Source organism: Methylobacterium brachythecii, assembly GCF_014196345.1.
Taxonomy (GTDB): domain Bacteria; phylum Pseudomonadota; class Alphaproteobacteria; order Rhizobiales; family Beijerinckiaceae; genus Methylobacterium; species Methylobacterium brachythecii.
Window position 1 is genome coordinate 70,444 of record NZ_JACIDN010000002.1, and the last position, 13,447, is coordinate 83,890.

The following is a 13,447-nucleotide window of genomic DNA, read 5'->3' on the forward strand; positions in this document are numbered from 1 at the left end:
TTTGTTTGTGGGAGCGATCGGCCTCCCGTGGGTATCGCCGACCCGTGACAGCCCGGCCGAGCTCGGCCATGGATGCTGTCGGGATCGCGTTACAGCCGGGGGGCTTCGTGTTTCGTATCGTTGGGATCGCCGGCGTCGCGCGCGACAAGAGCCTCGCCTGCCCCGATCTGCCTCGCAACGTCAGGGTCGAAAAATGACGCGACCGGATGGCCCGCGGGATCCTCAGCGAGACCCCATGCATCTGGCGATCCTCGCCCTGGTGCGGGCCGGCCACCAGGTCGTACCGGCTTCGCCGATCTTCGGCGGCCTCTGGCATATCGACAGAGGCCCCCACCTGACGGCCGCGCAGTTGATCGCGCGGGCGCGGGAGACCGGGTTTTTGGAGGACGACGACTGGGCGACCGAAAGCCGGTCTCCGGACTCCTGATCCCCTCTATCAAGTCATCCAGCCTACCCGCTCGGCTCCCTTCTGCAGACTTTCAGGACGAGGCAGTCCTCGACGCCACATCGCTGAGCTGAGGCGTCGCTGCGCTCGCTCACGCCGGGAAGGGCCCTCACCCGTCATTGCGAGCCGCAGGCGAAGCAATCCAGGGCAAACGGGCCGACGTCGCGGGTGTGGCCCTGGATGGCTTCGCCTGCGGCTCGCAATGACGGCCCAGCAAACCGGGCACAACGGGGAGCACCCGGCGGGCGTGCTTGACTCTGCTCCCCCATCACCCAGCATGCCGGTATCAGTCGGCTGATGCGTCCCGGCGATAGTGGGCGCGGGCGATGCCGGCTAAGAGGATGGTCACCCCTCTCAGGCCATCATCGAAAAGAGGCTCGGCCGCGCGGGCGGCCTGGCCCTGACGATTCGGAGCTGACGCACATGGCCCTGCCGAACGCCCTCGTGGCGAAGCTCGAAACGGTGCAGGCCGAGTATCGCGTCGCGCCCCACAACATCGACGCGGAGCAGGCGCTGATCGGCGCGGTGCTCGTGAACAACGACGCCTATTACCGCGTCTCGGACTTCCTGCTCCCCGAGCACTTCATGGAGGAAGTCCACCGGCGCATCTTCGAGACCGCCGCCTCGCTGATCAAGGCCGGCAAGCTCGCCACGCCGATCACGCTGAAGACCTATCTCGGCGACGCCGATCTCGGCGGCATCACGGTGATGGCTTATCTCGCCCGGCTCGCGGCCGAGGCGACCACCGTGTTCAACGCCGCCGATTACGGCCGCACCATCTACGATCTCGCCATCCGCCGCCGGCTGATCACCATCGGCGAGGACCTCGTCAACGGCGCCTACGAGGCCCCGGTCGAGTCGGCCCCGCGCGACCAGATCGAGGAGACTGAGCGTCGGCTCTACGAGCTGGCCGAGGCCGGCAAGTACGATGGCGGCTTCCAGAAGTTTTCGGACGCGCTCACCGCCGCGGTCGACATGGCGGCCAAGGCCTATCAGCGCGAGGGCAAGCTCTCGGGCATCGCCACCGGGCTGTCCGATCTCGACGCCAAGATGGGCGGCCTGCAGCCCTCGGACTTGATCATCCTCGCGGGACGCCCGGCCATGGGCAAGACCTCGCTCGTCACCAATATCGGCTTCAACATCGCCAAGGCGTACCAGGGCGAGAAGCAGACGGACGGCACGATCAAGACCAAGAACGGCGGCATCGTCGGGTTCTTCTCGCTCGAAATGTCGGCCGAGCAATTGGCGACCCGTATCATCGCCGAGCAATCCGGCGTGCCCTCCTACAAGATCCGCCGCGGCGACATCCGTCCGGAAGACTTTTACAAGATCACCGATGCCGCCCGGGACATGCAGACGATCCCGTTCTACATCGACCAATCAGGTGGCATCTCCATCGCCCAACTCGCCGCCCGCGCCCGCCGCCTGAAGCGCCAGAAGGGCCTCGACGTGCTGATCGTCGACTACCTGCAGCTGCTGGCCGGGTCGGGCAAGCGCAGCGACAACCGCGTGCAGGAGATGACCGAGATCACCACCGGCATGAAGGCGCTTGCCAAGGAACTCTCGGTGCCCATCATCGCGCTCTCGCAGCTCTCCCGTCAGGTCGAGAACCGCGACGACAAGCGTCCGCAGCTCTCGGACCTGCGCGAATCCGGCTCGATCGAGCAGGACGCCGACGTGGTGATGTTCGTGTTCCGCGAAGAGTACTACGTGAACAACAAGAAGCCCCGCGAGGGCACCGAAGAGTTCTTCGCCTGGGAGGCGGAGATGAACCGCGTCCACGGCAAGGCCGAGGTCATCCTGGGCAAGCAGCGCCACGGCCCGACGGGCACGGTGGAGCTGGCCTTCGACGCGAACATCACGCGTTTTACGAATCTGGCGAGCGACGAGCGGATGCCGGAGCGGATGTGATCGGCCCCCGGCATCTCATGCTCTCGAGAGTGCCTTGCGCCAGAACTGCCTCTCAGGGCTCGCCCTTCACACGGCTGAGATAGTCGACGATCGTCTTCGCGTCGTCCTTCGAAATGGGCGCCTTGTAGGCGGTGATCATCTTGTCGACGACCTTGTGCCACTCCTCACGGGAGAGCGCTGGCTGGTTCAGCGTGTGGTCGACGGAGTGGCAGGTCACGCAGTTCGCGGCGACCACGTCGGAGCCCGGCCCTTCCGGGAAGCTGAGATCGTCGCCGAACGGGAGATCGACCTCCGGCTTCGGGTGCAGTTCCAGCGGCTTGGCGGCGTAGGCAACGGCCGACCACGCCGCGAATCCTGCGAACGAGGTCACGAGGAGAGCGATGCGGGTGCGGCGAAGCATGGTGGGATGCTCTCTCATGCTGCGACGACCTCGACGGTTTCGACCTGGTTCTGCAGATAGCCGCCCGGGTTCCAGACCCGCTGCATCGGCTGCATCACCTTGTCCGTGTTCGTGCATCGGACCGTCAGGGCGTGCGTTCCCCGCGTCGGCAGGGCGACGGTGGTCTGCCATTGGCGGAAGCTGTAGGTGCCTTCGTCGCGCCCGAGCACCGTCGGCTGCCAGGTACGGCCGCCATCGAGCGAGAGGTCCACGGCCGCCACGCCCTTGTCGCCTCCGAAGGCGATCCCGCGAACGAGCTGAGGGGCACCGGCTTTGACCGTGTCGCCGGGCTTGAGGTTCGTCACGAACGAGCGCGGGACGTTCCGCGTGATCGGAATGAGCTTGAAGTCGGCCTTCTCGGGCTCGACCGTGTAGTTGGCCGTGTCCGGGACGCGGTAGCTTCGTGTCGTCCAGACGCTGGGGTCAGGCCGGTCCGTAATCTCGATGTCGTTGAGCATCTTGATCCAGTAGACCGCGCTCCAGCCTGGGACGATCAACTTCAACGGGAAGCCGTTCAGCATGGGGAGCTGTTCGCCGTTCATGGCGAAAGCCAGCATCACCTCACCGTCTCGGGCGTGGTCCACGGCCAAGGATTTCACGAATCTCGGCGCTTCCGGGAGCACCGGATCATCCAGGCCGGCGAACAGGACATGGCCAGCGCCCGCTTTGACACCGGCCTTGTCGAGCACGTCCTTCAGGCGGACGCCGGTGTAGAGAGCATTGCTCATCGAGCCGTTTGCCCATTGAGCCCCGGCGATGCGCGGATTCGCATAGAGACGGGAATTGCCCGCGCATTGGCTGACGGCGGCGATCTCGAACCGGGGCAGGTCGCGCATCAACTCCTGGAGGGAAAGCGAGAGCGGACGTTCGACCTGACCGTGCACTTTCAGCGCAAAGCTATTGAGATCTACGCTCGTGGGGAACGTCGCCCAGTGCCAGCTGACGAAATGCTGGTTGTTCGGTGTGAAGACACCTTTGTCAAAGACATCGAAGGGCGTCTCCAGCCACGGCGGCCGGTTGCGTTGCAGGACCATCCGACCCTTCTCGGGGAAGGTCGTCGTGTACGGGCGGGTGCTCGGACCGCCGGCGACGTGGAAATCGATCGTCTCGCCGAGGGCCTTCTGCGCGATGAGGCCGAACCCGCTCGCTGCGGCCGCTGACAGTAGCCCTCGACGACTCATCGCCGTCGACGATGCAGATCTCTTCATGAGCACTGGAATCCCGATCAGCCAGCAGGTCAGAGCCGGCCCAGGCATCCTGGCCGCCCAGCTTAAGCCAAGCTTAAGTCGGACAGGGAGCTGCAGTGGTGGCTCCCCGAAAATGATGTCCGGCTACCCCACGGCTTCCGGCCCCATCCGTACGTCAGCGCGTCGCCCGCAGGGTGATCCGCGCCATCTCCGACGGGCGCCCGAACCGCAGCGCGAAGCCCGGCCACAGCGCAGTGCCGTTGCTGACGTAGAGCGTCATCCCGCCGACCGCGTAACGCCCCGACACGAACCCGCCATTGCCGTTCGCGACGAGCCGGTCGAGTCCCACGCTCATGCCGCCATGGGTGTGGCCGGAGAGCTGGAGCGCGATGCCGCGCGCGGCGGCCGTTTTCGCTCCCCCCGGTTGATGGTCGAGCGGGAGGATGGGTGCGCCGTCCGGCGCGCCGGCCAATGCCGCATCGAGGTCCGGGCCGGCCTGCCCGTGCCCGCCCGCGGATCGGTCGGTGACGCCGGCCAGCACGATCCGGGCGTCTTCGCGCCAGAGCACTGCATGCGCATTCTCCAGCATGCGGATGCGCATGCCCGTGAGGTGGCGCATCCAGGCGGCGTAATCGAAAAAGTATTCGTGGTTGCCGGGGATGGCGTAGACGCCGTCGGGCGCGTGGAGATCGCGCAGGGGCTCGACATCGGCGTGGCGCATCTCAAGCGAACCGTCGATGAAGTCGCCCGTCACTACGATCAGATCGACGCCCGATGCGTTCGCCCGCGCGACCATGGCCTTCGCCCATCGCGCCGGAAACAGCCGGCTGATGTGCAGGTCCGTGAGATGCAGCAGCCGGTAGCCCTCGAACTCTGCCGGCAGATCGCGGATCGCAACCTCGATGTCCTTGAGCGGAGGCACGCGCAACGCGCCCGCGACACCGTAGGCCGCGAGCAGTGCCGCTAGACCGGCGGCGGCGTAACGCAGGCCGTCCGGGATGGCGACCGGACCCTGCCGCAGCAGCATGACCGGCAGGGAGCCGAGGTCGAGCAGGATCTGCAGCAGCGCCAGCAGCACGATCGCGCCGAAGGCCCAGTTGAACAGAATGACGACGGGACGCGGAAATTCCGGCGCGAAAACCGAGCCTGACGAGAGCCGGCTCCAGACATGGTACTGCGACGCGAAGAGCAGCAACAGTGCGATGGCTGCCGTGCCCCAGAGCGGCAGCGACAGCGGCCAGAGCCAGCGCAGGATGACGACGAGGCTCGGGGCCGCGAGGATGAGGTGAAAGATGGTCGGTCTCCGACGCGACGTTGGGCTGCCCGCCTCGATCGCTTAGCTAAGCGTGGCCTCACCCCGCCGCTAGACGCCCTGCACGCAACGCGCCATCGCCCCGCAGCCGCCGCACGATCCCTCGTCGCGCCCATCTGGCGACGCGGTGACCAACTCTGTAATGGCCCAGGACGACCGAAGGCTGCCTCCGCGCCGGCATCGAACGGGTGACACATGTCCGGAACGCGCCCACGAAGCCGAGGTGCTGTCGTGCCGATGCCGGCCGCTGCGCGCTTCGCCGCCGCAGCGTCTTTCGGTTCGCTGGTCTGGGCCGGCCCGGCCTCCGCGCTCGATGATGGGTTCTGGGTGGTTGCCGGATCGTTCCGGAACCCGGACTACGCGGACACCCAATACGCGGCGATCAAGCAGGCGAGCGCGGCCGTGAAACGCTGCGGGCTCGAACCGTTCGGCGACTTCAGCGGGAAGTTCGCGGGCTTCGCCGAAGGGTTCGACGTCGTGGTGGTCGGCGCTTATCAAACCGACGCCGAAGCACAAATCGCTCTCGCGAAACTGAAGCCTTGCGTGCCGCAGGCCTTCATCAAGCGCGGATGCTATCTCGGCGAGTAGAACGGCCGCCTGCGGTCGCCCGCGCAAGTTCGATCCAGCATCGCGGCGTTCGCAATTCTCCGAACTGTTTCCGAAGATCTTCTCGCGTAATCGTCAAGACGATCCGCTTTTGTGCGGCGCGGCGCTATGCCTGTATGGCCGAGATGAGCGCGCAGCGACCTGCTGTTACTAGCGGCTTCCACTTGTAGGGCGGTCTCGTCTCCAGGTGCAGGCCCGCACCGAACCATCCGTCGCGAGCGGTAGAACTGTCGTGCTTCGCTCCTAAGGGATCTGGCGAGCGGGCATCAGCCAACGAACCAAGGCAGGACCAGCATGATCTCACGACGCACCCTACTCGGCGCCGCCGCCGTCCTCGCGACGATCTCGGCGGCCTCGGCCGAGGGCGGGCTCGCCGAACGGCGGGCGATCACGGCCTACCAGCAGGAGAAGTATCCCGCGCTCCTGAAGGCGATCCAGGATGCGGCGGGCTTCGCCGTGCCGGTCGAGGTGAACTGGGACCAGCTCGCCGTGTCTGGCGATGCGAAATACTACGCCGATGACGGCTATTTCGGCAAAACCATCTTCGAGCCGCTCGCGGCCGGCCTGAAGGAGGTCGGCAAGGACGACATGGGCCGCCAGGCGCTCAAGGCCAAGCTCAAGTCGATCCGCGTGCGCTACGACGAGAAGACGTCGAGCTCGAATTACCTCGGCAGCCTGAAGTTCGATGGCGGCGTGCTGGACGTGAACTGGCGCCCCTTCGCGAACACGCAGGACTTCAAGCCGCGCGTCGATGCCGTCGTGCAGATGCTCGAAAAGAACCTCTGATCCGGCCCTCTTCCCGGACGCTGGGAGCGCAGCGGAAGGTCATCCGGGACCCAGCGAGGCAAGGGCCGCGTCGGCGGCTCGCTATGGATGGCGTCGTCGTGTCGACGCTTCGCAACGTCTTTCGCTGGGCCCCGGATCGGGCTCCGCACGTCCCTCGCAACTCATCTCTAACAGGCCTTCATCATGACCGCATCCACCGAACGTGCTCCGTTTCCGTCCGAAGGCGGAGGCTGGAAGCAGATCCTCTGGTCGATCGTCGGGCTCGTGGCGTTGGTCGGCATCCTGGTCGCCAGCGCGGTCTACACCCTGCCTGCGCTGATGACGGACTGGCAGATCCACGGGACCGCACGCGTCGCCGAGGACGGCCGCGTCAGCGATGCCAAATGCACGAGCAAGATCATCTTCCATATCTGCAACGCCACGATCGGCCTGCAGACGCCGAAGGGACCGATCGAGCACCGGGTGAACTACGTGTTCACGGACTTCCACGTCGGCAATTACAACGTCTCGGTCATGGCCGATCCGGCCCATCCCGAATTGGCGACGACCGACCTTGGCCTGAACCAGCTCTGGAACCGCACCATCACGCTCCTGGTCGGTGCCGGCGCCATCGTCGCGATCATCCTCGGCGCGATCGTTGGAGCAGTACGGCGGCGGCGCCGCACGGCCGAGGCTGCCGCCTGATCCCCGAGACGATCCTCGCATCGAGCCATGGTGCGGTTGCGCACCTCATGGTGAGATCGAGCGCACTTATGCGCCGAAAGCGAGCCTCCACCGCTTGAAGAACCGCCCGGAACGGTCATCTTAGCCGAGACGGGATCGCGATGGCGTCGCGGTTCCTGCGGCCCCTCCAGGCTGCGTTTCCTCCCAAGGACTTCGGGCCGCCCCTTTCAACAGGGCGGCCTTTTTTCTGCGCGCAGACGCAGATCGTCTCCCGCAGCCATATCGATGCTCCCGCGTCGTTTGATCGAAGCGTACCGGATCATCGAGATCGCCGGGCCGGGCAACGCGCTGTCGGGGCGCGTCTCAGGCGCCTGGCCGGTGGTGGTGCGGGCGCAGGAACGGGCTCAGCACCAGCATTGCGGCGCCGACGGCAACCAGGAGCCACATCGCCGGGCGGAAGTCGCCGCTGAGATCGCGGACCGAACCGACCAGCAGCGGGCCGGCGGAGGCGATGAGGTATCCGACGGTCAGGACGAAGGCGTTCCAGACATTCGCCTCCTCGACGCTGTGGGTGTTGTCGAGCGGCAGCGTCATGCCGAGGGTGAAGCCGCCGCCGAGGCCGAAGGCACAGAGCGCGATGACCGCGAACGGCGCGGCCATCGGCGCGACGGCGAGCAGGACGAGGCCGGCCACCGTCAGGCCGCCGCAGATCGCCAGCCAGCCGCGACGGTCCTCCGACTTGCTCAGCCAGCCGAAGACCGGGGTCGCGCACATGAAGGCTGCCGGGAAACTCGCGAGGACGAGACCGGCCGTCGTCGGCGACAGTCCGTATTCCCGGTACATCGGCGCCGTCCACGACAGCAGGGCGTAGAACAGGAAGTTGTCGCAGGCGAAGAACAGGGCCACGAGCCAGGCCGTGCGGTTGCCGAGGGGGAGCCGGTGCATCACCGCGGCGGTGCCGACCGCAGCCGGACGATCCCGGCGTTCCCGGAGCGCGACCGCCAGCCAGCCGAGGATGGCGAAGATGCCGAGCAGGCTCCACAGGCCCGAGGCGAGCCGCCATCCGCCCGGGAGGTTCGCGGCCACGGGGCCGGTCACGCCGGCCGATACGGTGCTGCCGAACGAGAGCGCCGTCGCATAGATGCCCATCATCATGGCGGCCTTGGTCGGGAAGCGCGCCTTGATGAAACCGGCGATGAGCGCGCCGGCGATCGCGATGCCGGCGCCCACGCCCGCGGTCGCGAGCAGCAGGGAGGCCACGTTCGGCGAGAGGGCGCGCACAAGGGTCGAGAGGCAGAGCAGGAGCAACGCGCTCAGCAGGACCGGATCGCGGCCGTAGCGCCGCACGAGCCAGGGCGTCGGCAGCGCCAGCAGCCCCATCAGCAGATCGGGGATGGTGATCAGCAGCGACGCGGCGGCGTAGGAGAGGCCGAACTCGTCGATGATCGAGGGCAGGATCGGCCCGACCGAGACGATGCCGGGGCGCAGGTCGATGGCGACCAGGAGGATGGCGGCGATGGCGAGGCCGCGGCCGAGTCCTGATACCGTCCTGTCGCCGCCCCCCGAAACCGTCTCGATGAACGCGGCTTCAGTCGACGCAGCGTTGGCGGAACCACTCATGCCGTGAACCCTGACATTGTCCATGTATAGGCACGCGTCTCACCTGATGAACGGTTCGGACATTCGCTCGCGAGACGGCACGTTTCTACAGCCGGTCGGACGATCGACCTGGGCCTGGTTCATGGCATGCGGGACAAGAGCCGGACATACGTCAAATTGCGGTGCTACGGGCGCCGCTTACGGCACTCGTAGCGACCGGTGGCGGATTCCGTGGCCTCGCGCGGGCTTCATGTCCGGTGCGCGCGAACGCCATCGCCTCGCTGCAACCGCACGATCGTCTCCCGCAGCCATTTCTGCGCCGGGACCTCGTCGTTCGAGGCGTGCCAGATCATCGAGATCGCCATGTCCGGCAGCGCGATCGGCGCCGGGCTCACGGTGAGCCCCATCGAGTCGCCGAAGAAGCGGGCGAGCTGGGAGAGCATGGTGGCGATGACGGGCGCCTGCTGCAGCACGAAGGGCATCACGGTGAAGCGCGGCGAGGTCATCGCGATGACCCGCGTGCGACCGATCTTGGCGAGCGCGTCGTCCACCACGCCATGCGGCGTCTCGACGAGGCTGGTGAGCAGGTGCGGCAGCCGCACGTAATCCTCGAGCGAGATCGGCGGCGTCACCCCGACGAGATCGGCGTTGAACACGCAGAGATAGTTTTCCCGATAGAGCACGCGCCGCTTGTGGTGGGTCTGGCCCTGCTCGAACACGCCGATGCCGAGATCGACCCGGCCGGTATCGAGATCCTCCAGGATGCGCAGCCGGTCGACGGTGTGCAGCACCAGTTTCACCCCCGGCGCCACCGCCTGCAGATGCGCCACGAGCTGCGGCATCAGCAGCACCTCGGTCGAATCCGGAATGCCGAGCGAGAAGGTGACGTCCGCCGTCGCCGGATCGAAGGCCCGGGGCGGCGCGACGATGGCCTCGATCTGCGCGAGCGCCTCCCGCACCGGCGCGACGAGTGCGAGCGAGCGCGGCGTCGGCCGCATGCCCTCCGGCGCCCGCGTCAGGATCTCGTCGTGGAAGACGACGCGCAGGCGGCCGAGGGCGTGGCTCATGGCCGACTGGCCGATCCCGACCCGCGCCGCCGCCCGCGTCACGCTGCGCTCGGTGAGCAACGCGTCGAGCGCGACGAGCAGGTTCAGGTCGAGCCTGGCGAGATGAATGTGATCGATACTCATTATGCACGCAATCTGTTTGATTAATTGATGCAGCGCAAACAGATTGTGCTCACGAAACGCGGCGAGCACGCCGCCACCGTGAGGATCAGACCATGTCGAACCGTATCACCCGCACCACCGCCGCCCTCGCCCTGGGCCTCGTTGCCCTCGCGACCCCCGCCTTCGCCGACGAGATCGTCGGCGCCAAGACGGTCGGCGCAATGACCTTCGAGACCCGCGGCGTCGCCACCAACGCCATGCAGGTCGGCCGCCAGGGCGGCTTCGCCACCGCCGGCACCGTCCGCTGGACGGCGACGCCCGCCGAGCAGACGGCGGCCGTCATCCACAATGCCGGTAGCGTCGGCGCCCTGACGCTCGAAACCCTCGGCCTCGCCACGAATGCCGGTGACGTGCGCAACCAGGGCGGCGCCCGGACCGCAGCCGCCGTCCGCTGGACCTCGGCACCGGCCGAATAACGACGAGGCGGGCGGAGGCACTCCTCCGTCCGCTTCGCAACGACTTCCTACCAACAAACCTCATCCTGAGGCGCTGCGAAGCTTCGCGTCCGCACCTCAGGATGAGGGGGGATGGGGTGGGATCGCCTGTCGGAAGCGGCCCCGCTCGCGGATGACATCGCACCGCAACGGCGATACCTCCGGGCGACGTCCATGCCGCGGGGAGACCAGCGATCCCGTCCCAAAGCCCCGCCATCGCGCATGGTGCGCGTCTCACGATCGATCTCGACGCAATCGTCGCCAATTGGCGCCGGCTCGGGGCCGTGGCGCCGAGCGTCGAATGCTCCGCCGTGGTGAAGGCCGACGCCTATGGCTGCGGCCTCGCCGCCGTCGCCCCGGCCCTGGCGCAGGCGGGCTGCCGCAGCTTCTTCGTCGCGCATCTCGAAGAAGGCATCGCCGCTCGGGCCTGCCTCCCGGATGCCGACATCTATGTCCTCAACGGCCTCGCGCCGGGAAGCGGGGCCATGTTCGCCGAGCATCGGCTGGTGCCGGTTCTCGGCTCGCACGAGGAACTGGCCGAATGGGCCGCCCTCTCCGAGAGCGCGCGTCCGGCGGCGCTCCACGTCGATACCGGCATGAACCGGCTAGGGCTCCGGGTGCCGGAGGCCGTCGCGCTCGCCGACGATCCACTCCTCACGCGGGCTGGAATCCGCTTGCTGATGAGCCACCTCGTCAGCGCCGAGAAGCCGGACGAGCCGGTCAATGGCCGCCAGATCGAGGCCTTCGCCGCTCTCCGCGAGGCGCTTCCGGGCATCCCAGCTTCGCTCGCCAATTCCTCCGGCATTTTCCTGGGTGCCGCGGCCCACCACGACATGCTCCGCCCCGGATACGCGCTCTTCGGCGGCAACCCGACGCCGTATAGCGCAGCCAATCCGATGCGCCCGGTGGTGCGGCTCGATTCGCCGATCCTGCAGATCCGTGAGGTCGAGGGCGGCGCCACCGCCGGCTATAACGGCCGCTGGCAGGCCCCCTCCCCCCGCCGCCTCGCGACGCTGTCCATCGGCTATGCCGACGGCTATCCGCGCTCGGCGAGCCAAACCGGCCACGCGCTGGTCGATGGCGTGGCCTGTCCCATCCTCGGCCTGATCTCGATGGACCTGATCATTCTCGACGTCACGGACGTGCCCGGCGCCCGCCGCGGCGCCATGGCGACGCTGATCGGCGACAGGCTCGACGTCGACACGGTCGGCCGCGCAGCTGGGACCATCGGCTACGAGATCCTGACGGGACTAGGTTCCCGTTATGTTCGCAGCTATACTGGCGGCTGACGTTTTTCGTTCGAGCGCGATCGTTTCGCAGCCCTGAGCTCATGGCAAAAATCCACCAGACCTTCGTCTGCCAGTCCTGCGGGGCGGTCTACAATCGCTGGCGTGGGCGCTGCGAGGCCTGCAACGGCTGGAACACGATCGTTGAGGAGACCGGTACGGCCGGCCCGGCCTCCGGCCCCGTCGCAACCCGTCCTTCGCGGGCACGGGGCCGCGTCTTCCCCCTCGAAGGCCTGACCGGTGAGGCCAAGGAGGCGCCGCGCACGCCCTCCGGCATCGCCGAGCTCGACCGAGTCACCGGCGGCGGCTTCGTGCGCGGCTCGGTGATCCTGATCGGCGGCGATCCCGGCATCGGCAAGTCGACCCTGCTCATGCAGGCGGGCGCCGCCATGGCCTTCCGCAAGGAGCGCGTCGTCTATATTTCGGGCGAGGAGGCGGTGGGCCAGGTACGCCTGCGTGCCGAGCGCCTCGGCCTCGCCGACCGCGAGGTCGAGCTCGCCGCCGAGACGAATGTCGAGGACATCGTCGAGACGCTCTCGCAGGGTCGCCCGCCGGCGCTTGCGATCATCGACTCGATCCAGACCATGTGGACCGAGACGGTGGAATCGGCACCCGGCACGGTGACTCAGGTGCGCTCCTCGGCGCAGGCCCTGATCCGCTTCGCCAAGACCACCGGCACGGCGGTCATCCTCGTCGGCCACGTCACCAAGGACGGTCAGATTGCCGGCCCGCGCGTCGTCGAGCACATGGTCGATGCGGTCGCCTCCTTCGAGGGCGACCAGGGCCATCACTTCCGCATCCTCCGCGCGGTCAAGAATCGCTTCGGACCCACCGACGAGATCGGCGTCTTCGAGATGACCGACGGCGGCCTCTCGGAAGTGCCGAACCCCTCCGCGCTGTTCCTCGCAGGACGCGACCACGCCGCGCCCGGCACAGCGGTCTTCGCCGGGATGGAGGGCACGCGCCCGCTCCTGGTCGAGATCCAGGCGCTTGTGGCGCCGTCTTCGCTCGGCATGCCGCGGCGCGCGGTGGTGGGTTGGGATCCGAACCGGCTCTCGATGGTGCTCGCAGTGCTCGAAGCCCATGGCGGCATCCGGCTCGGCGCGCACGATGTCTATCTCAACGTCGCCGGAGGCCTGCGCATCACGGAACCCGCCGCCGATCTCGCGGTGGCAGCGGCGCTCGTCTCCTCGATGTCGGGCGCGGCGCTGCCGGCCGAGACGGTCTATTTCGGCGAACTCGGCCTGTCAGGCGCAGTGCGGCCGGTCTCGCAGGCCGTGGCGAGGCTCAAGGAGGCGGAAAAGCTCGGCTTCTCGAAGGCGGTCATGCCTCAGGCCCGTAGCGATGTCGGCGAGCGTGGGATGCAGACGGAGGCGCTCCGCCACATCGCCGATCTCGTCGCGGGCATCACATCCGGCGCGCCGCGTGGCGGGCGGCGCAAGCCAGCGCGGGAATGGCCGAGTGATGATGACGTTTGAGAGAGGTCTCGGCTGATCAGGCTGGACGGCATTCCCCTGTCCCCGCGTGTTGGGAGAGGCGGAAGATCCGCA

13 protein-coding genes are annotated in these 13,447 nt (G+C 67.5%); 8 read left to right on the forward strand and 5 right to left on the reverse strand.

All coding sequences use genetic code 11. The features are described from left to right. Window positions 1-235 precede the first annotated feature (235 nt). Window positions 236-427: a hypothetical protein gene (locus tag GGR33_RS04380; protein ID WP_183502350.1), complete on the forward strand. Its 192-nt coding sequence runs from the start codon at window positions 236-238 to the stop codon at window positions 425-427. Between the two features lie 441 nt (window positions 428-868). Then, complete coding sequence (locus tag GGR33_RS04385; RefSeq protein ID WP_183502352.1) at window positions 869-2,356, forward strand: replicative DNA helicase; 1,488 nt, start codon at window positions 869-871, stop codon at window positions 2,354-2,356. 52 nt (window positions 2,357-2,408) lie between these two features. On the opposite strand, the gene GGR33_RS04390 is transcribed toward GGR33_RS04385, so the two are convergent. The 3 genes from GGR33_RS04390 to GGR33_RS04400 all read right to left on the reverse strand — a co-directional run bounded on the left by GGR33_RS04390 (window position 2,409) and on the right by GGR33_RS04400 (window position 5,276). Next, the gene (locus GGR33_RS04390; RefSeq protein WP_183502354.1) at window positions 2,409-2,756 is read right to left on the reverse strand and encodes a c-type cytochrome; all 348 of its coding nucleotides are present in this window, start codon (window positions 2,754-2,756) and stop codon (window positions 2,409-2,411) included. Between the two features lie 14 nt (window positions 2,757-2,770). Further along, window positions 2,771-4,003 carry a molybdopterin-dependent oxidoreductase gene (locus GGR33_RS04395; protein ID WP_246412844.1) on the reverse strand — a complete coding sequence of 411 codons (1,233 nt, stop codon included), beginning with the start codon at window positions 4,001-4,003 and terminating at the stop codon, window positions 2,771-2,773. A 154-nt stretch (window positions 4,004-4,157) separates the two neighbouring features. Then, complete coding sequence (locus tag GGR33_RS04400) at window positions 4,158-5,276, reverse strand: metallophosphoesterase (RefSeq protein ID WP_183503492.1); 1,119 nt, start codon at window positions 5,274-5,276, stop codon at window positions 4,158-4,160. A 213-nt stretch (window positions 5,277-5,489) separates the two neighbouring features. Between GGR33_RS04400 and GGR33_RS04405 the strand changes: the two genes are divergently transcribed. The 3 genes from GGR33_RS04405 (at window position 5,490) to GGR33_RS04415 (ending at window position 7,370) form a co-directional block, all read left to right on the forward strand. Further along, window positions 5,490-5,882: an SPOR domain-containing protein gene (locus GGR33_RS04405; RefSeq protein WP_246412846.1), complete on the forward strand. Its 393-nt coding sequence runs from the start codon at window positions 5,490-5,492 to the stop codon at window positions 5,880-5,882. A gap of 312 nt (window positions 5,883-6,194) precedes the next feature. Next, a complete protein-coding gene (locus GGR33_RS04410) occupies window positions 6,195-6,686 on the forward strand; it encodes a hypothetical protein (protein ID WP_183502356.1) in 492 nt (163 codons plus the stop codon). Window positions 6,687-6,869: 183 nt separating this feature from the next. Then, window positions 6,870-7,370 (forward strand): hypothetical protein, encoded by a 501-nt coding sequence (locus GGR33_RS04415; RefSeq protein WP_183502357.1) that lies wholly within the window; start codon window positions 6,870-6,872, stop codon window positions 7,368-7,370. A 342-nt stretch (window positions 7,371-7,712) separates the two neighbouring features. On the opposite strand, the gene GGR33_RS04420 is transcribed toward GGR33_RS04415, so the two are convergent. Together GGR33_RS04420 and GGR33_RS04425 are read right to left on the reverse strand one after the other, a co-directional pair. Beyond that, the gene (locus GGR33_RS04420; RefSeq protein ID WP_183502359.1) at window positions 7,713-8,969 is read right to left on the reverse strand and encodes an MFS transporter; all 1,257 of its coding nucleotides are present in this window, start codon (window positions 8,967-8,969) and stop codon (window positions 7,713-7,715) included. 227 nt (window positions 8,970-9,196) lie between these two features. Next, window positions 9,197-10,138: a LysR family transcriptional regulator gene (locus GGR33_RS04425; RefSeq protein ID WP_183502361.1), complete on the reverse strand. Its 942-nt coding sequence runs from the start codon at window positions 10,136-10,138 to the stop codon at window positions 9,197-9,199. 92 nt (window positions 10,139-10,230) lie between these two features. Here GGR33_RS04425 and GGR33_RS25830 point away from each other — a divergent pair, with 92 nt between their 5' ends. The 3 genes from GGR33_RS25830 to radA all read left to right on the forward strand — a co-directional run bounded on the left by GGR33_RS25830 (window position 10,231) and on the right by radA (window position 13,375). Further along, a complete protein-coding gene (locus GGR33_RS25830) occupies window positions 10,231-10,593 on the forward strand; it encodes a hypothetical protein (RefSeq protein WP_246412848.1) in 363 nt (120 codons plus the stop codon). 212 nt (window positions 10,594-10,805) lie between these two features. Next, window positions 10,806-11,900 (forward strand): alanine racemase, encoded by a 1,095-nt coding sequence (alr, locus tag GGR33_RS04435; RefSeq protein WP_183503496.1) that lies wholly within the window; start codon window positions 10,806-10,808, stop codon window positions 11,898-11,900. Between the two features lie 41 nt (window positions 11,901-11,941). After that, the gene (radA, locus tag GGR33_RS04440) at window positions 11,942-13,375 is read left to right on the forward strand and encodes a DNA repair protein RadA (RefSeq protein WP_183502363.1); all 1,434 of its coding nucleotides are present in this window, start codon (window positions 11,942-11,944) and stop codon (window positions 13,373-13,375) included. Window positions 13,376-13,447 lie beyond the last annotated feature (72 nt).

What these genes read in the sequence shown, in the direction of transcription:
- GGR33_RS04380 (WP_183502350.1), top strand. Translation starts at nt 236, where the DNA reads ATGCATCTGGCGATCCTCGCCCTGGTGCGGGCCGGCCACCAGGTCGTA.
- GGR33_RS04385 (WP_183502352.1), top strand. Translation starts at nt 869, where the DNA reads ATGGCCCTGCCGAACGCCCTCGTGGCGAAGCTCGAAACGGTGCAGGCC.
- GGR33_RS04390 (WP_183502354.1), bottom strand. Translation starts at nt 2,756, where the DNA reads ATGCTTCGCCGCACCCGCATCGCTCTCCTCGTGACCTCGTTCGCAGGA.
- GGR33_RS04395 (WP_246412844.1), bottom strand. Translation starts at nt 4,003, where the DNA reads ATGAAGAGATCTGCATCGTCGACGGCGATGAGTCGTCGAGGGCTACTG.
- GGR33_RS04405 (WP_246412846.1), top strand. Translation starts at nt 5,490, where the DNA reads ATGTCCGGAACGCGCCCACGAAGCCGAGGTGCTGTCGTGCCGATGCCG.
- GGR33_RS04410 (WP_183502356.1), top strand. Translation starts at nt 6,195, where the DNA reads ATGATCTCACGACGCACCCTACTCGGCGCCGCCGCCGTCCTCGCGACG.
- GGR33_RS04415 (WP_183502357.1), top strand. Translation starts at nt 6,870, where the DNA reads ATGACCGCATCCACCGAACGTGCTCCGTTTCCGTCCGAAGGCGGAGGC.
- GGR33_RS04420 (WP_183502359.1), bottom strand. Translation starts at nt 8,969, where the DNA reads ATGAGTGGTTCCGCCAACGCTGCGTCGACTGAAGCCGCGTTCATCGAG.
- GGR33_RS04425 (WP_183502361.1), bottom strand. Translation starts at nt 10,138, where the DNA reads ATGAGTATCGATCACATTCATCTCGCCAGGCTCGACCTGAACCTGCTC.
- GGR33_RS25830 (WP_246412848.1), top strand. Translation starts at nt 10,231, where the DNA reads ATGTCGAACCGTATCACCCGCACCACCGCCGCCCTCGCCCTGGGCCTC.
- radA (WP_183502363.1), top strand. Translation starts at nt 11,942, where the DNA reads ATGGCAAAAATCCACCAGACCTTCGTCTGCCAGTCCTGCGGGGCGGTC.